This is a genomic window from Desulfonatronum parangueonense, from assembly GCF_054656975.1.
On the sequence record NZ_BAAHXH010000003.1, the window covers coordinates 3,777,348 to 3,803,520 of the forward strand.

The 26,173-nt window shown below is 55.8% G+C and carries 28 protein-coding genes and 2 tRNA genes; 17 read left to right on the forward strand and 13 right to left on the reverse strand.

Annotated elements, in window-relative coordinates; genetic code table 11:
• Positions 1-173: 173 nt before the first annotated feature.
• Positions 174-1,862 (reverse strand): aspartate:alanine exchanger family transporter, encoded by a 1,689-nt coding sequence (locus tag ACYQ15_RS16920; RefSeq protein ID WP_459938674.1) that lies wholly within the window; start codon positions 1,860-1,862, stop codon positions 174-176.
• Between the two features lie 213 nt (positions 1,863-2,075).
• Between ACYQ15_RS16920 and ACYQ15_RS16925 the strand changes: the two genes are divergently transcribed.
• Positions 2,076-2,621, forward strand: coding sequence for a class I SAM-dependent methyltransferase (locus ACYQ15_RS16925; RefSeq protein WP_459938675.1), 546 nt, complete (start codon positions 2,076-2,078; stop codon positions 2,619-2,621).
• A gap of 106 nt (positions 2,622-2,727) precedes the next feature.
• On the opposite strand, the gene tmk is transcribed toward ACYQ15_RS16925, so the two are convergent.
• Together tmk and ACYQ15_RS16935 are read right to left on the reverse strand one after the other, a co-directional pair.
• A complete protein-coding gene (tmk, locus tag ACYQ15_RS16930; RefSeq protein ID WP_459938676.1) occupies positions 2,728-3,372 on the reverse strand; it encodes a dTMP kinase in 645 nt (214 codons plus the stop codon).
• A 358-nt stretch (positions 3,373-3,730) separates the two neighbouring features.
• Positions 3,731-4,771 carry a 3'-5' exoribonuclease YhaM family protein gene (locus ACYQ15_RS16935; RefSeq protein WP_459938677.1) on the reverse strand — a complete coding sequence of 347 codons (1,041 nt, stop codon included), beginning with the start codon at positions 4,769-4,771 and terminating at the stop codon, positions 3,731-3,733.
• 147 nt (positions 4,772-4,918) lie between these two features.
• Here ACYQ15_RS16935 and ACYQ15_RS16940 point away from each other — a divergent pair, with 147 nt between their 5' ends.
• The 14 genes from ACYQ15_RS16940 (at position 4,919) to ACYQ15_RS17005 (ending at position 16,205) form a co-directional block, all read left to right on the forward strand.
• Entirely contained in the window at positions 4,919-5,167 is a 249-nt protein-coding gene (locus tag ACYQ15_RS16940; protein WP_459938678.1) for a 4Fe-4S dicluster domain-containing protein, read from the forward strand.
• Positions 5,151-6,314 (forward strand): 2-oxoacid:acceptor oxidoreductase subunit alpha, encoded by a 1,164-nt coding sequence (locus ACYQ15_RS16945; protein ID WP_459938679.1) that lies wholly within the window; start codon positions 5,151-5,153, stop codon positions 6,312-6,314. Before ACYQ15_RS16940 ends, ACYQ15_RS16945 begins: the two co-directional genes overlap by 17 nt.
• 6 nt (positions 6,315-6,320) lie before the next feature.
• Positions 6,321-7,154 (forward strand): 2-oxoacid:ferredoxin oxidoreductase subunit beta, encoded by an 834-nt coding sequence (locus ACYQ15_RS16950; protein ID WP_459938680.1) that lies wholly within the window; start codon positions 6,321-6,323, stop codon positions 7,152-7,154.
• A complete protein-coding gene (locus ACYQ15_RS16955) occupies positions 7,151-7,735 on the forward strand; it encodes a 2-oxoacid:acceptor oxidoreductase family protein (protein WP_459938681.1) in 585 nt (194 codons plus the stop codon). Before ACYQ15_RS16950 ends, ACYQ15_RS16955 begins: the two co-directional genes overlap by 4 nt.
• Positions 7,720-8,481 (forward strand): 5'/3'-nucleotidase SurE, encoded by a 762-nt coding sequence (surE, locus tag ACYQ15_RS16960; protein WP_459938682.1) that lies wholly within the window; start codon positions 7,720-7,722, stop codon positions 8,479-8,481. Before ACYQ15_RS16955 ends, surE begins: the two co-directional genes overlap by 16 nt.
• A gap of 183 nt (positions 8,482-8,664) precedes the next feature.
• Positions 8,665-9,840 (forward strand): homocysteine biosynthesis protein, encoded by a 1,176-nt coding sequence (locus ACYQ15_RS16965; RefSeq protein ID WP_459938683.1) that lies wholly within the window; start codon positions 8,665-8,667, stop codon positions 9,838-9,840.
• A gap of 71 nt (positions 9,841-9,911) precedes the next feature.
• Positions 9,912-11,042: a DUF362 domain-containing protein gene (locus ACYQ15_RS16970; RefSeq protein WP_459938684.1), complete on the forward strand. Its 1,131-nt coding sequence runs from the start codon at positions 9,912-9,914 to the stop codon at positions 11,040-11,042.
• Between the two features lie 878 nt (positions 11,043-11,920).
• Entirely contained in the window at positions 11,921-12,238 is a 318-nt protein-coding gene (locus tag ACYQ15_RS16975) for an FmdB family zinc ribbon protein (protein ID WP_459938685.1), read from the forward strand.
• 205 nt (positions 12,239-12,443) lie between these two features.
• Complete coding sequence (purB, locus tag ACYQ15_RS16980) at positions 12,444-13,751, forward strand: adenylosuccinate lyase (protein WP_459938686.1); 1,308 nt, start codon at positions 12,444-12,446, stop codon at positions 13,749-13,751.
• Between the two features lie 111 nt (positions 13,752-13,862).
• Positions 13,863-14,423: an orotate phosphoribosyltransferase gene (gene pyrE, locus ACYQ15_RS16985; RefSeq protein WP_459938687.1), complete on the forward strand. Its 561-nt coding sequence runs from the start codon at positions 13,863-13,865 to the stop codon at positions 14,421-14,423.
• Positions 14,407-15,003, forward strand: coding sequence for a hypothetical protein (locus ACYQ15_RS16990; RefSeq protein ID WP_459938688.1), 597 nt, complete (start codon positions 14,407-14,409; stop codon positions 15,001-15,003). The genes pyrE and ACYQ15_RS16990 overlap by 17 nt, the downstream gene beginning before the upstream one ends.
• Positions 15,004-15,104: 101 nt before the next feature.
• On the forward strand, positions 15,105-15,806 hold the full coding sequence (locus tag ACYQ15_RS16995) for a hypothetical protein (RefSeq protein ID WP_459938689.1): 702 nt from the start codon (positions 15,105-15,107) through the stop codon (positions 15,804-15,806).
• Positions 15,807-16,048: 242 nt separating this feature from the next.
• A tRNA-Lys gene (locus ACYQ15_RS17000) sits at positions 16,049-16,124 on the forward strand.
• 5 nt (positions 16,125-16,129) lie between these two features.
• A tRNA-Glu gene (locus ACYQ15_RS17005) sits at positions 16,130-16,205 on the forward strand.
• Between the two features lie 825 nt (positions 16,206-17,030).
• Here the strand turns inward: ACYQ15_RS17005 and ACYQ15_RS17010 are convergent.
• Both ACYQ15_RS17010 and ACYQ15_RS17015 read right to left on the reverse strand, forming a co-directional pair.
• Positions 17,031-17,486 (reverse strand): Lcl C-terminal domain-containing protein, encoded by a 456-nt coding sequence (locus ACYQ15_RS17010; protein ID WP_459938690.1) that lies wholly within the window; start codon positions 17,484-17,486, stop codon positions 17,031-17,033.
• Between the two features lie 134 nt (positions 17,487-17,620).
• Positions 17,621-18,058 (reverse strand): Lcl C-terminal domain-containing protein, encoded by a 438-nt coding sequence (locus tag ACYQ15_RS17015; RefSeq protein ID WP_459938691.1) that lies wholly within the window; start codon positions 18,056-18,058, stop codon positions 17,621-17,623.
• A 350-nt stretch (positions 18,059-18,408) separates the two neighbouring features.
• Here ACYQ15_RS17015 and ACYQ15_RS17020 point away from each other — a divergent pair, with 350 nt between their 5' ends.
• Positions 18,409-18,558 (forward strand): hypothetical protein, encoded by a 150-nt coding sequence (locus ACYQ15_RS17020; protein ID WP_459938692.1) that lies wholly within the window; start codon positions 18,409-18,411, stop codon positions 18,556-18,558.
• Between the two features lie 341 nt (positions 18,559-18,899).
• On the opposite strand, the gene ACYQ15_RS17025 is transcribed toward ACYQ15_RS17020, so the two are convergent.
• From ACYQ15_RS17025 to ACYQ15_RS17060, 8 genes are all read right to left on the reverse strand, one after another.
• Positions 18,900-19,022, reverse strand: a complete 123-nt coding sequence (locus ACYQ15_RS17025) for a helicase-related protein (protein WP_459938693.1) — start codon at positions 19,020-19,022, stop codon at positions 18,900-18,902.
• A complete protein-coding gene (locus tag ACYQ15_RS17030; protein ID WP_459938694.1) occupies positions 19,019-19,468 on the reverse strand; it encodes a hypothetical protein in 450 nt (149 codons plus the stop codon). Before ACYQ15_RS17030 ends, ACYQ15_RS17025 begins: the two co-directional genes overlap by 4 nt.
• A gap of 307 nt (positions 19,469-19,775) precedes the next feature.
• Complete coding sequence (locus tag ACYQ15_RS17035; protein ID WP_459938695.1) at positions 19,776-20,258, reverse strand: DUF1156 domain-containing protein; 483 nt, start codon at positions 20,256-20,258, stop codon at positions 19,776-19,778.
• 130 nt (positions 20,259-20,388) lie between these two features.
• On the reverse strand, positions 20,389-20,568 hold the full coding sequence (locus tag ACYQ15_RS17040) for a hypothetical protein (protein WP_459938696.1): 180 nt from the start codon (positions 20,566-20,568) through the stop codon (positions 20,389-20,391).
• Complete coding sequence (locus ACYQ15_RS17045) at positions 20,565-20,792, reverse strand: addiction module protein (protein ID WP_459938697.1); 228 nt, start codon at positions 20,790-20,792, stop codon at positions 20,565-20,567. Before ACYQ15_RS17045 ends, ACYQ15_RS17040 begins: the two co-directional genes overlap by 4 nt.
• A gap of 88 nt (positions 20,793-20,880) precedes the next feature.
• The gene (locus ACYQ15_RS17050) at positions 20,881-21,273 is read right to left on the reverse strand and encodes a DUF7680 family protein (RefSeq protein WP_459938698.1); all 393 of its coding nucleotides are present in this window, start codon (positions 21,271-21,273) and stop codon (positions 20,881-20,883) included.
• Positions 21,274-21,341: 68 nt separating this feature from the next.
• A complete protein-coding gene (locus tag ACYQ15_RS17055; protein WP_459938699.1) occupies positions 21,342-21,569 on the reverse strand; it encodes a hypothetical protein in 228 nt (75 codons plus the stop codon).
• Positions 21,570-21,640: 71 nt separating this feature from the next.
• The gene (locus tag ACYQ15_RS17060; RefSeq protein WP_459938700.1) at positions 21,641-23,155 is read right to left on the reverse strand and encodes a hypothetical protein; all 1,515 of its coding nucleotides are present in this window, start codon (positions 23,153-23,155) and stop codon (positions 21,641-21,643) included.
• A 364-nt stretch (positions 23,156-23,519) separates the two neighbouring features.
• Between ACYQ15_RS17060 and ACYQ15_RS17065 the strand changes: the two genes are divergently transcribed.
• On the forward strand, positions 23,520-26,138 hold the full coding sequence (locus ACYQ15_RS17065; protein ID WP_459939609.1) for a PAS domain S-box protein: 2,619 nt from the start codon (positions 23,520-23,522) through the stop codon (positions 26,136-26,138).
• Positions 26,139-26,173: the final 35 nt, after the last annotated feature.

Sequence of the window (26,173 nt, forward strand, 5' to 3'; positions counted from 1 at the left end):
GGCATGTCAGGTATTTTCGCCGATGCCCCCTTTTATCGTCATGTTCATAAGCGCAGCGGCAATGATCGTCCAGGAATTTTCGGTTCCGAAATCTGTCACGTTGATTCAAGACGAATATGCTTTGGCTTGAGGATCAGCGTCCGGTTTTCATCGTCAAGTGCGAACCGGCCTGCTCAGAGATAGATCAAGATGGTCCCGGCCATTGCCAGCAGGACGTTGGCGAAAGTGTAGGTTCCGGCGTAGCCCAGGGCGGGGATGGGACTTTTGGCGGCCTGGGTGACTACGTTCAGTGCCGGGGTGCTGGTCATTGCCCCGGTGATGGCTCCAAACAACAGGACGGGTTGAATCTTCAGCACGTATCGTCCGAAGAGGAAACCGAGGGCCACGGGCGTGAGGGTGATCACTATGCCGCACAAGAACAATATCAGGCCGACGGAGAGCAGGGCGTCCACGATTCCCGCGCCTGCCGTGACACCGATACCGGCCATGAAGAAAAGCAGGCCCAGTTCCCGCAGTATCCAGCGGGCGGCTGGCGGAACGCGTCCGAACGTAGGATGCATGGAGCGCAGAAAGCCGACGCAGATGCCGGCAAAGAGCAGGCCGCCGGCCGTGCCGAGACCAAGGGCGACATCGCCGATCTGGACGCTGATCTGCCCCAGGAGCATCCCGCCGACAATGCCGAAGGCAAATGTCAAAAGATCGGTCTGCACAAACCGGCGCTCCACGTAGCCGAAAGCGTTCACCAGCCGTTCCAGTCGATTTTTCAGGCCGGTGACGATCAGGACGTCGCCCTTCTCGATACGGAAATCCAAATCCATCGGTAGCTCGATCTGGGTACGAATGACTCTGGTGATGAAGCAGCCGTAGGCTGCCGGAATGTGCAGTTCGCTGATGCGCTTGCCCACGACCCCGGATTTGCTGATGACCACGGCCACCGTGTCAATGGGTGTTTCCAGGAGCTGAGCGTCGAAGATTCCTGGACCCAGATAATCGGACAGGGTTTGCAATTTGGGCAGAGGCCCGGCAACGGAGACAGTGTCCCCCTGTTGCAGTTTTGTCTGGGCATCCGGCAGGAAGATTTCCTCGCCTCTGTGCACCTGCTGGATCACGCATCCGGTGGTACGCACGAATTGAAGATCCCGAAGCGGGCGGTCCATGATTTCCGGGTTGGTGATTTCAAAGGCCCTCACCCGCAGACTGCGGGTTTCTTCCAGGTCCTGTTCCTCACCTTCGTCCGGGCTGAATCCCGGCCGACTATCCTGGGCCAGTTTGGCGGCTTCCGATGGCAGGTCAATGCGCAGCAGCAGGGGCAGGAAGCGGATGCAGGCGATCAATCCAGCTAGGCCGAAGAGATAGGTTATGGCGTAGCTGGCCGTGAGGTCTCCGAGCAGGATTTCCACCTGCTCGGCGGACAAGACCTGGGCCAGCCCTTCCCGGATGCCGGCTTCGGCCGCAGCCAGCGTCGGCGTGCTGGTCAGGGCTCCGGCAAGCATTCCGGCGATCATGCCCGGCCCAAAGCCCAGCAATCTACCCAGCAACAGAACCGCTCCCATGGCCCCGGCGGCCACGACCAGGGACAGGGCCAGATATTTCAGGCCATCCCGGGCAAAAACGCTGAAAAAGCGTGGACCGGCCTGCAGCCCCACGGAATAAATGAACAGGACGAACCCGATTTCCTGGACGGCATGGGGAACCTGAAAACCGAAATGCCCGAAAAACAGGCCCGCCAGCAAAACCCCGGACGTGGCGCCAAGTTCCAAGCCACGCCAATTCAGGTTGCCGATCAGGTAACCAAGGCCTAGAACAAGAAAAAAGACCAACAGATAATTCGCGTGCAACAGGGCGCCAATATCGATAACCATGTATCAAAGCGTAAATCTATTCAGTTTTGATTGCAAATCCGGAGATGTTGACGATTTCGGCAGGAATTATCAGAGTATTTGGCTGTTCAGGGAATGTTTGGGCTGAAAAACAGATAGAAACATGCAAAATGTGCCTTTTCAGTTCGAAATGGCAGGTAATTCCGCAGTGACGGAGTAATAACGGCAATCTTGAAGCTGATGCGGAGATGAATAATGAAAGAAGAAGGCAGTGCAAAAGAGTCAGTATTGCTCAGGGCGTGGTGCTCTTTGCTTGACCCGCGAACAATTCCCGGCCCCGTGCTTGATCTGGCCTGTGGCGACGGGCGAAACGGCATTTTCGCGGCGCGCCGGGGCTTGACCGTCATTTGTTGCGATCGTTCACGGCAGGCTCTGCGTCAGGCACGGGCTGGAGCGAGAGACGCCGAAGTCGAGATCAGGCTGTGGTGGAAGGACCTGGAGGTTGAAGGCGAAACCCATTTACCCGAGAACGCTTTCGGAGCGATTCTTGTTTTCCGCTACCTGCACAGGCCGTTGATGCCGGAAATTCTTCGAGCCGTTCGGCCCGGAGGGTACGTCTTCTATGAGACGTTCACGGTGGAACAGACCAAATACGGTCCGCCGCGCAATCCGGCGCATCTGCTGAAACCGGGAGAACTGGCCGTATTCTTCGCGGATTGGGACAGGCTGGAGTATTTCGAGGGTGAGTTGACGGATCCCGACCGGGCGATGGCGCGGATCGTGGCGCGGAAGCCGGGGTGAGGATGCTTTTTTTATGTTATTGGTTATTAGTTATCAGTTATCAGGGGCAGAAATAAATATTGATAAAATGATACAGATAACAGATAACAGATAACCATAACCAAGACTACTCCGTCTTCATGCCGAGTCTGGAGGAAAGTAGCGGCATGATCCTGGCGAAAACCTGGTCCGGGGAGCCGTCCGCCGGGATTACGGCATATCTGGTCTTCAGGGCTGCGGACAGGGCCAGATACCCATCCCGGATGCGCTGGTGAAAGGCCAGGCTCTCGGCCTCGAAACGTCCTTCGCTTTCACTTTGACCCTGTTCCGTGTTGCGGCTGCGTGCCCGGGCAAGCCCTGTTTCCACGGGCAGATCCAGGATGAGGGTCAGATCCGGCAGGCATCCTTCTATGGCCGCCGTGTTCATGGCGTGCAGCATTGCCAGATCCAGGCCGCGGCCATAGCCCTGATAGGCCACTGTGGAATCCGTGAACCGGTCGCAGAGCACGACATGGCCTGCCGCAAGAGCCGGTCGGATGACCTCAGCCACATGCTGAGCACGATCCGCCAGATACAGGAACAATTCGGCATGGGCCGTCAGGTCGGCTCCTTCCCGCCCCAGCAGCATGGCCCGCAACCGCACTCCCAACTCGCACCCGCCGGGTTCGCGCGTCCAGATCACCGGTATTCCACGGTCCTGAAGATTGTCGCGGACCATCCGACTCTGCGTGCTCTTCCCGCAGCCCTCGATGCCTTCAAAGGTGATGAACATTCACTGTCCCTGATAGATTGTGATTGGATATGCTTTGCCGTTCCAAGATGGGCGATAGAAACATCGCAGTTCGGTGTGAAACCTTTTTGACTTCCGCCTCTTTCCTGCGGAAGTCAAAATCTTTTCGTAACTGCTCAATAAAGCAGGGCAACCAACCACCGCGGATCCGTGCTGCCTGGATACCGGCCTGCGCCGGTATGACGGAGTGGAGTACCTCGAAAGCGAGTTCTCTCGGTCGTCACCCCGGCGCAGGCCGGGGTCCAGGTGTTTTTTCTATGGTTCACTGCCCGGAGTTATTGAGTAGTTACATCTTTTCTTGGCGCCCTTTGTGTCTCGAGCGGAGCGGGCGGTTCATTTGTCATATTTGATCCAGGAAATTCAGGACGCCGGGACGTTCTGTGCGGTTTGGCGCCGAAGGTTGCTTGATTTCCGGCCGCGGAGTCCGGTCCGGGCGGAACATTTGTCGTTCCAGGCTGCGTTGGTAGGGAGTCCAGGAAGTGTCTTCGGGCAGGGCGTCAACGAGCAGGGCGGTCATGTTCACCTTGGCGTCCAGATTGTCCGCATAGTGCAGGATGAGCGCCTCCATGGTCTTGGGCCTCCTGGGCGAGCCGTAGGCGTACTCCCCGTGATGACTGATCAGCAGATGCTTGAAATGCATCTTCAGCCCAGGAGAGAGGTCCGTCCTGGCCAGGAACGGCTCCAGGACCTCTATTCCCAGCATGATATGCCCCAGGAGTCGCCCCGGATCAGTATAGTCGCGCTGGATGCCGGCGTTCAATTCCCAGGCCTTGCCCAGATCGTGGAATATCGCGGCCACCAGCAAAATTTCCCTGTCCACCTGGGGATACAGTTCACTGATGGACAAGCAGAGACGGCAGACAGCCAGGGTGTGCTCGATAAGTCCGCCGATATAGGCATGGTGCATGCTTTTGGCCCCGGGAGCGAGGAGCAGCCGGGAACGGATCTCCGGCTCCCGCAGAACCTTGCGGCAAAGTTTGCGCCATGGCCCATGGAGCAGTTCCCGCTTGCACAATTCTTCGATCTCCAACAGCATTTCTTCCGGTTCCCGGACGCTGCGCGGCAGAAAGAGCGACCAGTCGATCTCCTCAGCAGCGATGATCAGGGGCTCCAGGCAGTCGATGCGCAGTTGCATCTGTTCCCGGAAAAGATCCACCGCGCCGCAAACCCGAACCAGTTCGCCCACCGGAAGCTCAGGGTAATTCTGGCTGGCTGGACTCCAGATCTTTCCATCCAGCACCCCTCGGGCATCCTGCAGACGGACCTGCCAGTAGGGGCCGTTTCGCGCCTGCCCCTGCCTGGCTTCCACCAGGACGAAAATCTCGTCTATCTTTGAGCCGGTTTGGAAATCCGGGATGAATAATTTTTTTTGCGCAACCATGTTGAAATCCTTGAAGGGTTGAGCTAAGGGCTAAACTCCGTCTTTTGCAATAGACGGAGTGGGTAATTTGTCCAATGCAGGCCGCGGCTTGCATTCCAAGTCGCTGGGTTCATGGCGACGGACCTGTTCAACGCATGTAGCGCGGTTATGACCAAAAAGAAAGAATCAGCTGAAGTCTCCATCTATCCGGACTGGTGCAAGGGTTGCGGAATTTGTGTCGCCTTCTGCCCCGGTCATGTCCTGGAACTGGGGCCGGACGGCAAAGCCAGGGCAATCCAGGGAATGGAATGCCGGAACTGCGGTTTTTGCGAACATCACTGTCCGGATTTCGCCATTGTGGTGAAAATGAAACGCAACACAGCCAATAAAGAAGTCGACCATGCCCATGAAGGTTAAAAAAAGTCAGCGCAAGGAAGAGCGAGCCCTATTCGCGCTGGGGAACGAGGCAGTGGTGGAGGGCGCCCTTCTGGCCGGATGTTCCTTCTTCGCCGGGTATCCCATCACCCCTTCCACGGAAATCGCCGAGATCATGGCCGACCGTCTGCCAAGAATTCCTGATGGCGTATTCATTCAGATGGAAGATGAAATCGCCAGCGTGGGAGCGATCATCGGAGCATCCCTGGCCGGCCGCAAATCCATGACCGCCACGTCGGGCCCAGGTTTTTCCCTGATGCAGGAGCACATCGGGTACGCATGCATGACCGAGGCGCCCCTGGTCATAGTGAACGTCATGCGCGGCGGGCCGAGTACGGGGTTGCCCACCAGTCCGGCCCAGGGCGACGTGCAGCAGGCCAGATGGGGCACCCACGGCGACCACTCGATCATCGTGCTCTCGGCCAGCGACGTGCAGGAATGCCTGGACATGACGGTCACGGCCTTCAATTTGTCCGAGAAATATCGCAGCCCGGTCATCCTGCTGCTGGATGAGATCACGGCGCACACCCGGGAGAAGATCCACATCCCGAACAAGGACACCTTTGAGATATTTTCCCGGATCAAACCCTCCATGCCGCCGGAATGGTTCGTGCCCTACGAGGAGTCCATGCGCGGGGTTCCGCCCATGCCCGCGCTGGGGGACGGATACCGCTTCCATGTCACGGGCCTGACCCACGACGTCAACGGATACCCCACTTCGCGGCCCGAGGAAGTGCAGAAGTTGATGCAGCGGCTGTTCCGAAAAATCGATCAGTTCTTCTACGACATCCAGATCGTCGAGGAAACCGCCTGTGATGATGCCGAAGTTCTGGTCATCGCCTACGGCTGCGTGGCCCGGTCCGCGCATCTGGCCGTGCTGCAGGCGCGGGAACTGGGCATCAAGGCCGGGCTGCTCAAGCTGAAAACGCTGTTCCCCTTCCCGCGGCCGGCCGTGGAAAAGCTGATCCGGCAGTGCCGGACCGTGATCGTGCCGGAAATGAACATGGGGCAGATGTCCCGGGAAGTGAAGCGCGTGAACAATGGTCAAAGCCAGATTCGCACCCTGAACCGCATCGACGGGCAAATCATCACTCCGGCTGAAATTCTCAAACAGCTCCAAAAGGCGTAGACGACCATGGCAGAAGTCACTCAATTGATTCATCATTACTTGCGGCACAACAAGCGTTTTCCGCATGTGCTCTGCCCGGGCTGCGGCCACGGCATTGTCCTGGGCTCCCTGGTGCGCAGCGTTCACCAACTCGGGCTGACCAAGGACGAGGTGGTCATCGTGGCCGGGATCGGCTGTTCCGGCCGGATCGCGGTCTACGTCGACTTCAACACCGTGCATACGACCCACGGCCGGGCCCTGACCTTTGCCACCGGTATCAAGATGGCCAACCCCAGACTGAAGGTCATCGTGGTCATGGGCGACGGCGACGCATTGTCCATCGGCGGCAATCATTTTCTGCACGCGGCCCGGCGCAATATCGGCCTCACCGCCTTGATCCTGAACAACAATATCTACGGGATGACCGGCGGGCAGACGTCCTCCACCACGCCGGAGAGCAGTTACTCCACCACCAGTCCTTTCGGGCAGCAGGAGCAGTCCTTCGATATCGTCAAGCTTGCCAAGGCCGCGGGCGCGCCCTATGTGGCCCGCAGCACGGTGCTGCACGTCAAACTGCTGGACCGGGTCATCACCACGGCTCTGGAGCGCCCCGGCTTCAATCTCGTGGAGGCCCTCACTCCGTGCCATACCCAGTATGGCCGCAAGAACAAGTTCAAGACCACCGTGGACATGTACAAGTGGTACAAGAAAAACGCCATTCCCATTGATGCGTACCAAAAACTTCCGGAAGCCGAGCAGGCATTGCGCACGCCCATCGGCATCATCTCCGAGGAAACCAGGCCATCGCTTGAAGAGCGGTATGCCATGATGAAATCCCGCCTGGAGGGTGCCAAATCATGAAATCCCCTCAAGAGATTCAACGCTTTGAACTGCGGCTTTCCGGCCTGGGCGGGCAGGGCATACTGACCCTGGGCAAGGTGCTTGGCGCCGGTTTGGCCCTGGAAGAGGGCTATTACGTGGCCCAGACCCAAAGTTACGGACCGGAGGCCCGGGGCGGCGCCAGCCGCTCTGATCTGGTGATCAGTTCCCATCCCATCAGCTATCCCAAGCCGGAACAGCTCGACCTGCTGGTGGCCTTGAGCCAGGAAGCCTGCAACCAATACTACCGGAACCTGAAAAACGGCGGATTCCTGCTGGTGGACGACTCCCTGGTCAAGCAGACACCGACCAACATCTACTGGGGACTGCCTTTCACCACCCTGGCCAAGGATAAACTGGGCATGGCCCAGGCGGCCAACATGGTTCTCTTGGGCGCTCTGGCCCACCTGGTGCCCTTCATACTTCCCCGGGCCATGAAAAAAGGGCTGGAAACCAGCCTTTCGCCACGCTTTTTGGAATCCAACCTCAAGGCCTTTCAGCTCGGGCTGACCCAGGCCAAGAAAAAATACCCGGATGTAGGATCACAATGGACATCCTCCTGACCAACGACGACGGCATATACGCCCTGGGACTGCGCGCCATGTACCGGGCCCTGCGCAAGGCCGGCCATACGGTGCATGTCGTGGCGCCGCTGACCGAACAATCCGCAGTAGGGCACGCCATCACCTTGAGCATGCCGCTCAAGATCAAGAAAATTCAGGAACCTGAATTCGAAGGCATCGGGGTTTTCGGCACTCCGGTGGACTGCGCCAAATTGGCCCTGAGCACCCTGTTGACATCACCGCCGGATGTGATCATTTCCGGGATCAACAACGGAGCCAACGTGGGCGTGGACATCCTGTATTCCGGTACCGTTTCCGCGGCCACGGAAGGCGCCCTGGCCGGGTTGCCGTCCCTGGCCGTATCCATGGACGACTTCCACCCGGTGAACCTGGACCCCCAGGCGGAATACACGGCCCGGTTGCTTGAGGAGTTGGACTGGACATCGCTGCCCAAGCGCTGCCTGTTGAACCTGAATTTTCCCAAGTGCGACCTCGCGTCCGTTCAGGGCTTGCGGTTCTGCCCCCAGACCCAGGCCGTCTATCACGACAAGCACGACCACCGCATCGACCCCCGTGGAGGCGGGTATTATTGGCTGCACGGAGAAATTCCCCCCATCGACGTTGGCCAGGACACAGACCGCGGCCTGCTCAGCCAGGGCTTCATCACCCTGACCCCCCTGCGCTTCGACTTCACGGATTACGCCACCATGGAGCACCTCCAGCGCACCATGGAAAAAACAATGTAAATCCAGTAAATCGAAATCGAAATCGGAAGTCGACCCTCCCTGGGACCGCCGCACCCCAGTGCGGCAAGTAACACGAAACAGTCCGTCGCATCGGGTCGATTCGATTGAGTTTCGATTACGGGATATGGCGTGCTCTGAACTTCAAAACCTGGAGCCGGTAGTGGCATCCAAATGTCATAATTCATGAGTGAACAGAAAAAAGTCAGAAAAACCGTCCGAGAGATCAACGATCGGATTCAAAAAGGACAGGCCGTGGTGCTCACGGCCAAGGAAATGATCGAGGCCGTGAAATCCATGGGCAAGGTCAAGGCGGCCCAGGAGGTGGACGTGGTCACCACGGGCACCTTCTCGCCCATGTGTTCCTCGGGCATTTTTTTCAATATCGGCCAGCCGGAACCGCCCCTGATCAAGGCGAGCAAGATCTGGCTCAACGATGTTCCAGCTTACGGCGGGCTGGCTGCCGCGGACGGGTATCTTGGGGTGACCGAGCCGGTTGAAGACGATCCCCTGAACAAGGTTTTTCCCGGCCGTTTCAAGTACGGCGGCGGTCATGTGATCGAAGACCTGCTCAATGGCCAGAAGGTCCGCGTCAAGGCCGCAGGTTACGGCACCGACTGCTATCCCCGCAAACTGCTGGAACGGGAAATGGCCCTGGAGGATTTCCGCAGCGTGGATCTGCTGAACCCTCGCAACGGCTACCAGAACTACAACTGCGCCGTGAATTTTGGCGATAAGCTCGTCTATACCTACATGGGGCCTGTCAAACCCCGCTGCGCCAATGCCAATTACGCGACTTCCGGTGCATTGAGCCCGCTCTTCAACGATCCCTACTTCCGGACCATCGGCCTGGGGACGAAGATTTTTCTGGGTGGGGGCGTCGGCTGGGTCATCGGCGCGGGAACCCAGCACAATCCCAAGCCCAAACGGACTCCGCGGGGCATTCCTCTCACTCCCTCGGGAACGTTGATGGTCAAGGGCGATCTTAAGGGCATGCAGGCCCGCTACCTGCGCGGCGTGAGTTTTCTGGGCTATGGCTGTTCGCTGAGCGTGGGCCTGGGCATCCCCATCCCCATTTTGGATGAGGAAATGGCCTGGTTCACCGGCGTGGCGGACGAGGACATCATGATTCCCATTGTGGATTACGGCCATGACTATCCCAATGGCGTCCCCAAGAATCATGGTCATGTAAGCTATGCCGAACTGCGCTCCGGGACCATTCGCGTGGGCGACAGGGATACCGCCACTGTTCCTTTGACCAGCTATACGTATTCCCTGGAGATCGCCCAGACCCTCAAGCAATGGATCGAACAGGGAACATTCACCCTTGGCGAGCCCCAGGAGATGATTCATTCCGAGTGAGCATGGCCGGTTCATCGACGATCAGCTTGACGGATCGGCGGGGTAATCATGATCATCCGGGAGCATCATAATTGAGTAAAGCCGACATGACCAGCGAAGTCGTTTTCTGGAACATGCGTACGACCCGCAAGGCGACGTATGAGGTGAAATTGCGTCGTCTGCTCAAGGCCGCGGGGGTGTCCGACGCGGTGCGATCCGGCGACCTGACCGCGGTCAAGCTGCACTTCGGGGAATCTGGGACCACTGGTTTTGTCTCGCCCTTATGGCTTCGCCCGATCATTGCCTTTTTGCGGAAACTTGGGGCCAAACCTTTTTTGACGGATACCAATACCTTGTACGTGGGCAACCGTGGAGAGGCGGTTTCCCATTGCCTGCAGGCCGCCATGCACGGCTTTGATCCGCTTCTGCTCGGAGCGCCGGTGATCATCGCGGACGGACTGAACAGCCGCAACCAGGTCACGGTGCCCTTTTCCGGACGGCAGATTCGGGAAGCCCACCTAGCCGGGGATATTCTTGCAGCCGACTCCCTGCTGACCATATCGCACTTCAAGGGCCACGAGCTGGCGGGTATCGGCGGCAGCCTGAAAAATCTGGCCATGGGGTGCGCCACCCGCCAGGGCAAGATGCACCAGCATGGTTGTCTGGCTCCCATGGTTCACGCCCAGGAGTGTCGAGGGTGCGCCTCGTGCGTGGGGGTCTGCGCTGCCAAAGCTCTTCATCTTGATAAAGACAAGAAGATTCGTTTGAATCCGGAATTGTGCGTCGGCTGCGGCGCCTGCCTGCACACCTGCCGGGAAAATTGCTTTGCCATTGACTGGAAGACCGACATCACCGCGTTCATGGAACGGATGATGGAGTATGCCGCGGCCGTGGCGCGGTCCATGACGAAATTGCGAGCCGGCGCGCATATCAGCTTCGTCACCCAGGTCACCCCGCAGTGCGATTGCGCCGGATACAGCGACAAACCCATCTGCCCGGACATCGGCATCCTGGCTTCGCGTGATCCGGTTGCCTTGGATCAAGCCTGCCTGGACATGGTGAACAAGGCCGAAGCCCTGCATCCCAGCCACCTCCCCTCTGGTCTGGCGGCCGGTGAGGACAAGTTCCGGGCCATGCACCCTCATGTTCCTGAGGATTACGGCCTGGACTACGCGCAGCACCTCGGACTCGGCTCCAGAAAGTACATCATCCGCGAGATCTGACAGCCGCAACTCTTCATCTCGAATCAATAGATTTGATGAGGACTGCCCCGTAATCGCAATGACAATCAGGCAATTGGTAACTGCTCAAAAACTTGTGGCAATCAACGAGGTAAATCCTGGGAGCGCCGCACCCCAGTGCGGCAACGATGTAACGCACTCGGACAAAGTTTCGGCTGGAGCATGGCCCCCCTAGCTTGGTCACGAAACTCTGCGTCGACCGGAAATCCTTGCTCAGGAAACCTCATCGCCCGATCTTTTTGAGCAGTTACGGCAATTACAGCCAATGTAACGGAATTGCCTGTTTTCTCGAAATCGCAATCGAAATCGTAATCGAAATCGAATCATGATGGTAACCATTCAGCACATACAGCGGAGTCATACACCTTGCTTGCCCCTAAATTCCGACTTTCGCTGGAATGATATATCGAGGCAAGCTTTTTCCAAATCTCCAAATCAGTCATGCCCGCGAAGGCCGGTATACAGTCAGCTCTGTCGTAATCCAAATGTTGTCTCCGCCTTGACGACCTGCCATTCAATGCCCATTGGGAGTTTCTTCGATTTCGATTTCGATTGCGATTGCGATTGAGGGGTGACAAGATTCGCTTGTCTTGTTTGGGGAGGTAGACATCATGAGTCGAAGGGAATATATACAACGGTCTTTATTATACATTCGTTCATGCCAATGGTTTGGCATTTTTAACTATTTATAATCATCTGGAGGACAAAATGGGCAGCCACAAGAAAATTGAGCGCAAAAAAGAACTGGATCGTCGCCGTCAACGCCGAGAAAAAAGGCTTAAACAGCGGATCAAGGAAGCAAAGGCCGCCAAATAATTTGAAACCCTTGTCAACATTACTTTTCAAGGAGAGCCGAGAATATGCCCATTTATGAGTATCGCTGTCAGGAATGTCAGCAGGTATTTGAGCAATGGCAAAAGGATTACAGTGAACAGGACAAGATCTGTCCTGTCTGCGGAAGCCACGCACAGCGTCTGATTTCGAATACTTCCTTCGTCCTGAAGGGATCCGGCTGGTATGTTACGGACTACTGTAACAAGGAGAACCCATCTAAAGGGAACGGCAAGAAGACCGAAGGCGCCGAGGCGACAAAAGATGCGCCCGCCGCATCTTCGACCAAGCCTGCTGAATCCTCGACTCCCGCCAGCACTGGTTCGAGTTCGACTTCAACGGAATAAATTATCGGCAGTCTTGCGGGACTGCCTTTTTGTTTTCCTGCAAATTGCGGATCAAGAGCCGGCAAACGGAAGAAAACCTTAAGCTTTGGATCCTTGTTTTTTAAGCCATGAAGGACACGAAGGGGCAGAGCGCGAAAGAGTTGATGTTGCGTTGCCTCTTATCAGATAAAATCATTCCCGCGAAGGCGGACCTCCAGGATTGAAGATGATTGATCGTTACACGCTTCCGGAGATGGGTCGTTTATGGACCATCGAGTCCCGCTTTCAGGCTTGGCTTGAGGTTGAACTTGCCATTTGTGAAGGGTGGCATGTGCTGGGCGCCATCCCGGACGAGGACATTCAGGCCATCCGCAACAAGGCCGGATTCGATCTGGAGCGGATTCTCGAAATTGAAAAGCGTACAAAGCACGACGTCATTGCCTTTCTCACCGCCGTCGAAGAAAAGACCGGACCTTCAGCAAGATACATCCACCTGGGATGCACTTCATCGGACATTGTGGATACGGCCAACGCCCTGCTCCTGGTCAGAGCCGGGAAGGCCATCGCTTCAGGCCTGGATAGATTGTTGGATGCGCTGCATACCTTGGCCTGGAAGTACAAGACGCTCCCGGCAATGGGCCGTACGCACGGAATTCATGCCGAGCCGATCACCCTGGGATTAAAATTCGCCGGTTTCTACGCCGAATTTGACCGCCATCGCCATCGCTGGCATGAAGCCGTTGAGAACATTCGTTATGGCAAGATTTCCGGGGCTGTCGGCACCTATGCGCACCTGGAGCCCGAACTTGAAACCCTGGCTTGCGAACGACTGGGGCTGAAAGTGGATCCCATTTCCACCCAGATCATCCAGCGGGACCGCTATGCTCAGTATTTCACCACTCTGGCCGTCATGGCCGGAGGAGTGGAGCGGCTTTGCGTGGAACTGCGCCATTTGCAGCGAACCGAGGTCCGTGAACTCGAGGAAGGATTCGGCAAGGGGCAGAAAGGTTCCTCGGCCATGCCGCACAAGAAGAATCCGATCTCCGCGGAAAACCTGAGCGGACTGTCACGCTTGCTGCGAAGCAATGCCCTGGCTGCCCTGGAGAACATGGCCCTGTGGCATGAGCGCGACATCAGCCATTCCTCGGTGGAACGGGTAATCATGCCGGATTCCACGATCCTGATGGATTACATGCTGCACCGTCTGACCGGCCTTGTTTCCGGGATTCGAGTCCACGAGGAGAACATTGCCCGGAACCTGAACGCGTCCCAGGGCCTTTTCTTTTCCCAGCGAGTTCTTTTGGCATTGATCGAAAAGGGGCTGCAGCGTCAGGAGGCCTACGAACTGGTCCAGGCCTTGGCCATGCAGGCCTGGGAAGATAAAACGCAGTTCGCCGATCTGGTGCGCCAAAATGCGCGGGTCGGTGAATACCTATCATCCGCGGAACTGGACGACCTTTTTGACCTGTCCTACTTTTTCCGTCATGTTGAATTGATTTTCCATCGGGTGTTCACCCAGGACGCCAAGCAATAAGAGTTGGCTTTCCGGTTTGACTTGCGGCTTAAGTGCTCGATAACAGTACAAGTCGCCACTTTCCGGACTTCTACAATCCAAGACATATACTGTCTGCTGCCAGGAGGCGATGTGAACGATTGGCGCAAGAAATTGGCTGCCCTGCTTCTTGAAAAATCCTATCTGGAAAAGGATGTGGTGCTGACTTCCGGCAAGCGCAGCAATTACTATTTTGACTGCAAGCAGACCGCACTGCATCCCGAAGGCGCTTTTCTCATCGGCAGCCTCTTCGTGGAAATGTTACGGAACGAACAAATCCATGGCGTTGCCGGAATGACTCTCGGTGCCGATCCGCTGGTCACGGCAACATCGCTGATGGGCAGGATGCAGGGTTTTATCTGGCCGGCCATGATTGTTCGCAAGGAATCCAAGGGGCACGGGACAAACAGCTACCTGGAAGGCGTGGCGAATTTTCAACCCGGCGACCGGGTGGCAGTGCTTGAAGATGTCGCCACCACCGGCGGCAGCGCCCTTCGAGCCTGCCAAAGACTGGCGGACGCCGGATACAAGGTGGTTCGGGTTTGCTGCATTCTGGATCGCGAAGAAGGGGCCGCGGATGCTCTTTCGGCAGCCGGTCTTCCTTTCAACGCCCTTTACACGCGGAGCCGGTTATTCCATGAGGCTGACTCGTAGCCTGATCTTGTTGCTGCTGATCTGTGCTGTTTCGCAAGCCGGTTGCCAACTCCGTTCCCTGCCCGAAACGCTTTGGCCGGATCAACATGATCCCTATTTTCAGCTCACTGATATATGGAGCCGCTCTGGGGTCGTCCGGCACGGACTGGAATCGGAAACCCGGGTCGTTGCCCTGTTGAAGTCTGAAGAGTGGAGAAGAGGATATGTCCGGCGCTATGCCGAAATCTTTGCTTTGACGGATGCAGAGACGGAGAAGATGCTTGCGGATCAACTCCGCGCCGCCCAGGAATATACGGAACTCATTCTGGCCGTTGCCAGCACCTACCCTGAAGATGCCCGCCTGACCCATCGCTTGACGCAATGGCGGATCCTGCTTCTGGAGAACTCTGACCAGACCGTTTCTCCTCTGGAAATTCGCCCCATGGAAGTCCATCGGTCAAAGCTTGAGGCCTTTTACCCGGAATATCATCCCTGGCAACGCTACTACACAGTTCGGTTTCCCAAAAAAGATCGCCCCCTGGTGATGGTGTTTACCGGACCGAAAGGCCAAATCCAGCTCACATGGGGAGAGCGGATCTGAGCTTTCTCGTTTTTTTCTGAAATCGCAGCGTGAACCCATGAAACGTTTCATGCTTCCATCTGACGTCAATTCATTCCACTCCCGACCCCGAAGAGGTTGTTGTGAACAAGGACGATAAACTTAGCCTGCTCATCATGCGCGATGACAGCCCGGTTCGTCGATACAGGTTCAGGACAGCATGGTTCAGGCTTTTTCTCTATATCCAGGTATTTCTGCTCCTCGCGGCTTTTGGCGGTGCTTATGCCGGTATCACCTTTTGGGGGCAGCACCTCGAACTTGTAAATGAAAATAAAGCCTTGCAGGACAACATTGCCGACAAGGCCATTCGTTTGGAACGTCTGGAAAACATCCAGGAGATCCTGAACACCAGCGACCCAGGGGAAATTCAAGCCTTGTTCAGTGCTGTAAGCAAGGAGCGGCAGGTAAACGCCCCGGTGGTCAATCTTCAGGAAGTCTTCCACTCCCGGGATCTGCAGATGGCGGGAGTCTCAAACCTGCAACTCAGCCAAGCCGGCGACGATCTGCGCATTCAATTCGAACTGAACAACCTGTCCGACGACACGCTTTCCGGTTCAATCAGAATCTATTTCGTCACCCAGCAGGCAAATGTTATTGAAGCCAAGGGAGATGAAAACGAGTTGTCCTTTGAAATCCAACGTTTTCGTAGAGTCAACTCGCTGTTGGAACTCCCTTCAGGAATGGAACTGGAGTCAATTTTCGCCTTGAGAGTGATCATCGGCAACGAAAAGGACGACGTGTTTTTCATCCAGACCTATCCGGTGCACAGCATCCTTACAACGTGACCAACTCCACAGCATATTTCCTAGGATGCCTCCTCTCTTAAACTGGTTCATTCTCCTCATCACAACGTAAACAGGCTCCGTGTACATGACTTGTCGAGTTCATGGCTACTCCAGTCCAATCATGCCCGCGAGACCAACTCCATGACTTTTCACGTAATATCCGACCAACTGCTTCAAAATCGAAACCTTGTCCAACGACAACTTGACATGACTCCCCGTAGGACGTAAAGATTCCCTTTTTAGGGCCGTTAACTCAGTCGGTAGAGTATCTGCCTTTTAAGCAGAGAGTCGAAGGTTCGAGTCCTTCACGGCCCACCATACCAGTCCCCATCGTCTAGTGGCCTAGGACGCTGGCCTCTCACGCCGGTAACAGGGGTTCAAATCCCCTTGGGGACGCCAAAGAATATCAAAGGGTTGCAAGCAAATATGCTTGGAACCCTTTTTCTTTTCCAACCCTATTTCCAACCTCCAGGGCCAGTTTCCAACTTTGTAACTACTCAGCAGTTGAAGCAGGGATGGTCCGGGTTGCTTTGATTTTGCGGTCTCGCCTGTTTGACTGAGCCGGGATTCGTTCACCGAACGATTGCCGGACTCCTGGAGCACGAGTGTTGTTTATTCACGCAATGGTTCGGTGTTACGAAGCCGGCGAAGGATTTGGCGAGGCCGCAAAATCAAAGCAACCCGGACCTCAGCTGAGTAGTTACCCAGCTTTTCGCCTTCAGATTTTCCTTGGCATGTAATTCCATCTGAGGCGATTCTGGACCTCTCTCATTCGGTCGCTCCATGTCCTCCGCCCGCCGCACCGATCCCTCGCCCAGACACTTCCAGACTCCCCAGCTTCTGTGCACCCCAGCCGACCACCCATGTCACCCAGCCGCTCCTTGCCCCCCAAGCCCGCCCACGCCAGGGCCGAGGGGGATCCGGGCGTTGTGACTGAGGCTCGGCCAGATGCTCATACCGCAATCGCCTTCATCCCCTCCCTGACCGCTTCCGATCTCAGACGCCGCTGATCACCTCCCCCGGCCCTGGAGCATATTGAGAGCCCTGTCAGCCGTATGCAGGAGCCCGCACAGGGCATCCTCGAGCCTCGGAGGATTGTCCACGCCAGAAAGAGAAAGGCCTCTCATCCCGAAGGACAGGCGGCCTGAAGCGGGGGCCGAATCAGTGACATCCTCATCCCGCCCAAGGACCAAATAACTCAAATGTTCAAAGCTTCGAAGCACCTCACTGTCCGGCGCGGACGGGCCACACGTGGAAGGAGTAGGACTTGATGTCGGTGTACACGGAGCCGTAGCTCATGCTCACGTTCCATGCGTTGTCCGTGCTGCCCGCGTGGGTCGTACTCGACCAGTAGTAGGACGACTGGACCCCGGAGAACGGATGTCCTCCTTGCATTGGATGGTACAATGCCACAAGTTCATCCCTGCTCGGCAGACGCCAACCGCCAATTCCAGAGATGCTGAAAGAGCTGCATCTCGACATGGCGTCATGCCAGTTCAACTGTCCAATCGGGTTGGCGTCCTTTGTCCACATCAGCCACGTCACTGTATCCGTCACCGTACCGTTCCCATTGTCCACGAACCTTTGGGCCTGGGCTTCGCCGGACAGGACCAGCCCGGTCAGGCAGAGCATGAAGGCCAGGGCTGCTGTTCCAAAAATCCTTCTCCACATTTCCCGCATGGCGATATTCCTTGGTTGGGAATGGTATTCACAAGTTGAATGTTTTCAGCCTTCTGCTTTGGTAAGATGATGCTGTCTTTAGCGACAACCCTATCCAACTGAATGGTCAAATAACCGCAGAATGAAATCAATGATCACGGTAGGTAACGCACAGCACGAACATGCCTTCTATTCGACTTATTGGCATAGTACACGCGTCCGGTGTCGTAGGGGACGACCTTCATATTTTCCGGCATGCTGGCGGGAGTAGACGACCAGTAATAAGATTGTGCCAAATGAGTTAAATATCTACATGGCGAATACCAATACAGTACCACTAATTCATCCTTTGTCGGCAGGCGCCAGTCCGAATGTCCGCCTAAAAAAAGACTGGATGTGTAACTCATGGCTGAATCCCAGGTCATTATGCCATGTCTCGGATGTCCCTGCTGCCACATCAGACCGGTGCCATTGTCCGTCACGGTCCCGTCCCCGTTATCCACGCATCTTTCGGCAAAAGCCGTGCCGGACATGACCAGCCCGGCCAGACAAAACGTAACCGCCAGAATTGCAACTGCGAAAAGCTTCTTCATGATCATTTCTCCTGTTGTGGTTGGGCCGGTATTGTCTTGCATCTCATTTAGCACGTTCCATGCCATAAAATAAATTCCACTATTCCAAAGTGTTGACGAAATGTGTCAACCATTCGAGGCCGTACTGCTTGCGCCCATTTTGTTGGCACTGCCGACACTTCTGGCAATCATCTAAGCGCCCATGGTGTTTATTGGCCGCGCTGGTGTGGTGTGACTTTGGGATGGATGTGAATATCAGGGTGCAGTTGGTGGTGCAATGAGATGGGATGATCCAGCGTAGGGATTGTTTCTGGACCACTTGGCCTGGAACCCGCCCAGCCTCTTCATGCTTTGACCCCGGAGCAACCCCCATGTGGACCCCCAGAACGCCTGAAGACCGCCTCCTTTCCCACTACCTTGCCGCCAACCCCGGCCTGCTGTTCCTGGAAGTCGAGGTCGGCCAGGGCGACGACTATTGCGGCCCGAGGCGACTAGGATGGCCTGCTGATTCCTGGCGGTGAGACTCATGTCCGCGTCCAGGGCTCATATAGCCGTGCGGACATTGCCGCCACCGTGCAGGGGCAGGATGTTCATGTCCTTGAAGCCAAGCGGAAACTCAACAGGACGGTTATCGATCAGGTCCAGGTGGGCTTGGCTTTGTTCAGGCGCGACTTCAGCCCTGCCTCAGTCCAAGGCGTGGCGGTCTGTGCTTTCGGTAATCCTGATCTGGAGTGGTATTGTCTCGAGCAGGGTATCCATACGGCCCTGTATCCGATGGATTTGCCCAGGGGCGCTCCCAGGATCTTGCGAGATGGCCGGTCGGACCGGCGCAAGCCACCGGACCCAGGCCGTCGTCAGGCGTTTATGCGGGGCTGGGACGGAAAGCCTGGCCAAGGCGATCGATGCGGCCAATACGCTGCTCCACCTTCATGGGGTTCCAGGGCATGTCGTAGTTGACCAGCGCCCCGCAGAATTGAAAGTTCAAGCCTTCGGCCGTTCTCGAAAGACCTGGAAGCTGGTCCCATGACACAAAAGCTGCCTTGTGGAAAAGAGATCACGCCATTTGTTCATGCCGTAGCGGATGGGTTCAGCAGTTTTCTGGCCTTCCGGAATTTGTTCATTGGGCACCATGTCCAGCGCTTCCCACTCCGGCAGCCTCTCCTCTAGAGTAGTCTTGATCCGATCACTGACATCATCCGCAGGCCGAGGGGCACGATAGCCGCGTTCCCATTTTTCACGCTTCTTCCTGGTCTTTGTCGTGGTTACGACCCGCTTCTTGAATACCACAGCATAAAGCTGCTCGCCCATGTTTCCGGCCTGGGCCTGTACCTTGATGGCGTCCCCGTCCACAACTCGGCCACAGTCCGGGAAGGAACAAGTAGCCGTGCCTCGGGCTACCGTGCCTTCGGACTGCTCCTTGTTCGTGGACACGATCTGAAACTCACAGACCCGCCCGGCGTGTTCGGGCCGTCCGCGGTTTGCGGATCAAGGCGGACTCCCGTGCCGTCCGGAGCCAGTCGCCAGTTGGGGGACAAGGGAAGCAGGCCGTCGCAGTAGGGGCAGATGATGGTGCGTGCCCATATCCAGTTCGTTGGAATGGAGCTGGGGTCGGGCTTTGAAGGGAAGAACTCGGTAAGCTTTTCTTCGCGAGCCTTCAGAAATTTTTCCCGAAGTTGAAGAAAGGCGTTATGTACCTTTGTGTGAAACACAAGAGGCGATTCAATAGTGCTCTTCAATATCAGCGTTGCAACCGGGTTAATATCATTGCATAAGTTTCCAGTCCAAGACGAGTACTTTCAAAAGGAATGCTTCCTTCACCGGCAGTCGGGTCTAAAAATACAGCATTATCTAACCCAATCCTCCGAGTTTCATAGGAAATCCAGTCCAAATCCGGATAGTTTGGCCTGTATGAAAACGCCCGTGGATATTCATAAGCCTGCCCCTCGAAGCGTTCACCTTTTTGCCTTGCAGCATCAATCCTCCGTCGTGAAGCAACCGGGTCCCCATGAATCCCCAACGCATGCAGAAACTTGTCCTGATCCGCATCCGCCGGGAGCAGGGAGGCCAAGATGGCGGCGCGGGATGCCACCAGGGGGCGTCTGGCCCACCAGACGTGCAGCCTATTCGGAGCCGGGAAGGGCGTCATTGGTGTTCGCTCGCGCAGGCTCTCGATTCCGATTTCGGCTATGGGCAGCCAGTGTTCGATGAGGCGTTTGGACATAATGATCCTTATGCGATGCCTGGAGACCTGTGCTTCCAGTAGCCAGGTTCACGATGGAGATGCATGATGGCGAGGATGAAGATTTCATCCTGTTCTATGCTGTAAAGCACCCCGAACGGAAAGCGATGCGTCAAGCATCGTCGGACATGGGGTTCGATTTCGGACCACAGGGGGGGTAATTGAGGGCGTTTTGAATTGCGGCGTGGACTTCACGGGCAAAGTCGAGGCCAAGTCCCGGATCGCATTCATCGTAATACGCAATGGTGGCTTCAAATTCTTCTTCCGCCTCGGGGTTGAAGGTGAATTTCACCTTGCGTACCGCGCGTAAATCCTGGCAAAGACTTCATCACCCGGAACAGGCTGAACCTTCCCGGAACGAAGTTCCTCCAGCCTGTGCTTGGCGACCTGGCCCCATTTCTTGTCGATCTCGCTGTCTGGTTGATTGAGGGAACGGAGCAGAGAGTCCACCGCGAGAGTCCGCTCCTCGACGGGCAATGATTTTGCTTCCTCAATGATTCGTGCCGTGCTTTGCATAAGCGCCTCAGTATGCGAAAAGTGTTGTGTGGTATGTCTACCGTCTGGAAACCATTTTGGAACGATCCATTCGCAGTCAAGGATAGTCTTACTCGCTACGGGGATCAATCAGCAGAAAACGCAGGGCCATGAGCACCCGGCGGGGGTATTTGCGGTGCATGGCCATGCCCAGCCAGTAGGCGGCCTCTTCCTTGCCCATGGCCTCGATGCCTTCCGTAACCTGGCGGATATTGGTCCGGCTGCGCATGCGGGCCAGGTCCTCGTCCAGCTCGTGACGGGTTGCCGCGCCGTTCGCGGGGCTGATCAGAATCCCCGCCTTGGCCAGACGGCGCAGCACACGATGCTCCACCAAGGAAAGATTGCGGCCGGCAAGACGCAGAGAGGACTTGATATGTGGCGTAGCAGAAGAGGGAAGCTGCCAGACCTCCAGTTCCAGATTATCCGGTCCGTGGTTGCGAGCCCGCAGCTCGTAACGCGGCATGCCGCCACTCTTCCTGTCAGGAAGTGCGTCAGGTTTTGATAGCGTAATAATGCTTGGCAAGGCCGCGCTCATTGATCACCCTCCGCAACAGCCGTGACGTAGGCAGCCCCGGCCCCGAACCTGGTCAGCCGCTCGGTCAGTTTTTCCGGCTCGTCGCCTTTCATGGTCAGCCCTTCAGGAAAAAGCACGTTAAAGACAATCTTGCCCTGCTTATCCGATGCGGCCCGAATCTGCTGCTCCAGAAAATCCTTGACCGGCAGGGCGTCCTGGATTTGACCGGAAAACTCAAATCCCATTTCGCTTCCCTCACGGGTGGCGTAGTCGCCACTGATTTCAACCTTCTTTTTACTCTTGGGGATGGTGTTGATCAGCCCCAGGAGTTTGAAGCCGTCTGCAAATCAAAAAAAGAGAGATGCAGGGAGAAAATAGCGGCATATTTCCTGGTCCGGGCAGAATCCCAAATCCTGGTCAACGCCCCCTTGAGCACGCCCTCGGCGGAGATGTTTCTGTCCGACGGCAAGACCGGGGGCGGCAGGATGGGGGGATCAATGGGATCAATGGGATCAGGTGGATCAGTTGGCGTAACCGGTGGAATCGGTTCAGGTTTCGTTTTCGGCCTGGGCCAGATGTTGTGTTCCTTAGCAAACGAGGCCGTTAGCACGAAGGACTGCTCGTTGATCTTGATCTCGGCCCAGGGATCGCACTGGCCCCAGATCAACTCCCCGCTGCGATAGACGAACTCGCCCTGCTCGATGCCCTGGCGGATGCCTTTGACGAAGACATCGTCGCCCACCAGAATCGGCAGGGATGCGTCACGGCGGAATTCGTCTCGCAGGGCCGCGGTGCTGATCTGCCCCTTTTTCAGGGGCGTTCTGTCGCGAATGAACTGCGGTGAGTCCGGGTTGTCCTCGGACAAGCGGAGCTTCTGGATGTCCCGCAACACACGCAGAACCTGACGTTGTCCATCGCCGGGATTGGCCGAGGCGCTCTGGACCTCGATGGATGAGTGCCCAAGGTCCACATCCGCCCCGTCAACCCGATTCCTGGTCGGGTAGAACACATGCCGATAGGCCTGCTGGATGGCCACGGCCAGTTCCTGCTCGGACTTGTGATACAACTCCAGGAGCCGATCCTGCTGGTGCTTGGCCAGATCGCTCAGACGCTCGGGCCGACGCAGGTCCTCCAGGGCCAGACGGCGGATCATTTTGCGTTTCATGTCCTCCTTTCGCCGGGCGTCCACAACGACGAAGACAAGGTTGTTCCGGTTCATGCGCACATCGCCGCTTGATCCCTTTTCTCGATACAACCTGCGAACCAGATCAGGCAAGGCAACGCGTTCCCCGTCCACCTCGTCGGCATCATAGCTGATCACGCCCAGGGTGGGTTTGCCGTCACCGGCATCGTCAGTGATGTCGTTGGGCAGGCTGGGAAAAGGCGCGAGCTGAAAGTTGTTTCCGCTGAAGATGCTCCTGATCCGGTCGTTGAGTTGGGCACGGACCTCGCCGTGATCCACCTGGCGTTCCTGGCGGCGGATCATCTGGGTCAGATTGGCCTCGGTGAGGAAGCGCAAGGGGACGTTGGGCCGGTCGTCCAGATAGGCCGAGGCCTGCACGAAGCGGCGCAGAGCGTCATCCACGAAACTGACGTCCGTGCCTGGCGAGAGGATGGCGTAACGCAACTCCTCCCGAGAGAGCCCTTTGAGGTTTTCATTGAAGGCCAGGGTGTGGAAAAAGATGGTCCTGGTCACATACGAGCCGTAAGGCGCAAGGCCCTTGTACTGGGCCGAGTCCATTTCCTGGGCTATGGAGGGAGCATCGCCTTCCACTGCAGCCACGTCTGCCTTGAGCGCCGGGACAAAGCTCTTTTGCCCGAGCTTGGTCACGATTTCTTGGCGGATGGGGCTGGAACAGAGGTTGATGTGGTGCAGGTGAACTGCCCGTCCACGGACAGTTCCAGAACCGTCGTGAACTCGTACTCAAGGCCGTCTCTTTGAGGTGATGTAAAAAAATCACAAAAAGCAACCTCTTAGGTTGTTTACAGTATTTCCAGAATAATGGTACGGAAAAGCAAAAAATTTATCCTTGAATAATTATGGGATAACGTTGGCAGCACATTCAAACAATCCCAGGTAGGTCTATACATCTCCGCGCTGCATGCTCTTGGTTTCTTATACACTAACTCCCAGCAAGACTTCGGAGGCCAGTATGGTCAAGAAGCAAATCCCAGAACCATCACTCCCCTCAGATATGCTTTGCAACGCCCACGACATTCTGACAAACGCCCCCATCGGCATTTTCACGTCAACGCCAGAGGGGAGGTTTCTTTACACTAATCCTGCCATGGCAGACATGTACGGATACGCGTCTGCACAGGAAATGATCGAATCTGTCACGGATATCACTACAAAGATATACGTCAACCCGGAGGATCGACGCCGATTGTTCGAATGCTTCGATGCCAGTGAGACAGCGAAGGATTTCGAAACCCTTCATCAGCGCAAAGACGGTTCAACGTTCTGGATCTCGGAATCGGTCCACCTGGTTCGAGATAAGAAAGGGAACATCACGCGCCTTCATGGATTTGTCACGGACATTTCCGCGCGAAAAATCGTCGAGCAGAGAGAAAAAGAGAGTGAAGAACGGTTCAGGCTGATGTTTATGAATGCCCCCATGCCCTACCAATCCTTGGACGAGCAGGGCAATTTCCTGGACATCAACCAGACATTTCTGGATGTACTCGGCTACAGCCGGGAGGAACTTGTCGGCAAAAATTTTGGAGACATTCTGCATCCTGACTGGAGTGAGCATTTCAAGGAGAATTTTCCCAAATTCAAGGCAGTGTGTGAAATCATGGGCGTTGAATTCGAGATGGTCAAAAAGGATGGCTCGACAATTCTCGTCTTCTTCAATGGTAAGATTCAACACGACGACCAAGGACGGTTTCTGCGAACGCATTGCATTTTTCAGGACGTCACCGATCAGAAAAAAACCGAGGAGGCGCTACGGGAGAGTGAGAAACGCTACCGCACCTTGTTTGAGAGAACGGTCAACCCTATCGCGGTTATTGATGTCACGGGCAACTACATAGACACCAATGAGGCTGCCCTGCAATTTCTGGAGTGTTCACGCGAGGAATTGCTGAAAAAGAATGTGATCGACTTTATACCCCCCGACAATGACAAAATGTTGGAAAAGATAATGCCATTATGGGAAACAGGCGGTGTCCTGGAGAGAGAATATTTTGTCAATGGCAAGATCAAGACCCTGGTCCTGACACTCACTCCTGGAACATGGCATGGCCAGTCTGTGGTCTTTTGTACTGGCACGGACATTACCGAGCGCAAGCAGGCCGAGAAGGCGCTACGAGTAAGCGAAGAAAGGTTTAGGTTGAGCATGGAGGCCACCAGTGATGGCGTTTGGGATTGGAATATCCAGACCAATCATGTCTACTACAGCACAGGCTATACAAGGATGTTGGGCTACGAGCCGAATGAAGTACCTCAGCATGTGAAAACATGGCTTGATCTGATACATCCTGAAGATATGGAAAAAGCTTTCAAGGCGAACAAGGAATGCATTGAGAACCGCCAGGAATCTTTTGCGGTCGAATTTCGCATGCAAGCCAAAAATGGAGACTGGATATGGATTTTAGGTCGTGGTCGAGCTGTTTCCAGGGATCCATCAGGGCAGGCAACTCGCATGATAGGCACCCATCAAGATATCACCGAGCGTAAGCGAGCCGGAGAAGCGCTACGGAAAGAGCGATTACGCTTGGACAACATCATCAGGGGCACCAATGTCGCAACCTGGGAATGGAACGTGCAAAGCGGCGAACATGTCATTGATGAGCGCTGGGCGGAGATAATCGGCTACACGCTGAAGGAGTTAGAACCCATTACCATTCAGACCTGGGAAAAAAATGTACACCCTGATGATCAGAAAGAGGTGGGCAAACAACTTGATCTCCATTTTACCGGCAAAATACCCTTTCTTGATGCTGAATATCGTATGCGACACAAGAGTGGCCACTGGGTATGGGTCCTGGATAGGGGGCAAGTCGTAACACGTACAAAAGATGGTAAGCCGTTGATGATGTATGGGACTTTATGTGACATCACCGACCGAATCAGGGACAAGGAGGCCCTGTTCCAGAACAATCAGCAGTTGCAAAGGGCTCTGGATGAAAAGGACAAGTTCTTCTCCATCATTGCCCACGACCTGAAAAGTCCATTGGCCGGCTTCATGGTCCTGACCAGAATGCTGGCTGACGAATTCAACACTCTGCTTATCAAGGATCTGCGGCAGATGATTTCTGAACTGGCCCAGGCCACGGAGACCTTGCACAGTCTGCTGAAGAACCTGCTGGAATGGTCACTGCTACAGCGAGGAATGCTGACGTACGACCCGGTGATCAGTCTGTTGGCGGATTCCATTGAGAATACCATCGAACTGTTCCAGACCACGGCCGGGAACAAGAACGTATTCCTGCAAAGCGAACTTGATCAGAATCTCCTGGTTTTCGCGGACAAGCAGATGCTGGACACCATTTTGCGCAATCTGGTTTCCAATGCCATCAAGTTCAGCATGGGTGGCGGAATCGTGATCATTTCCGCGTTCAAGGATCAGGACATGGCTGTTGTCACCGTCCAGGACACGGGAACCGGTATTGATGAGGAACATCTGTCTAACCTGTTCATTTTGACCCGCAAAAAATCTTTAAAGGGTACGCAAGGTGAGCTGGGTACCGGCCTGGGGCTCCTGCTGTGCAAGGATTTCATCGTAAAGCACGGCGGCCGGATCTGGGCGGAAAGCCGACTCGGAAAGGGAAGCACGTTCTTATTCGCGCTCCCACTTGCGGACAAGTAGAGCTACGTTCCGTAAATATCAGCACTAGCACGCGT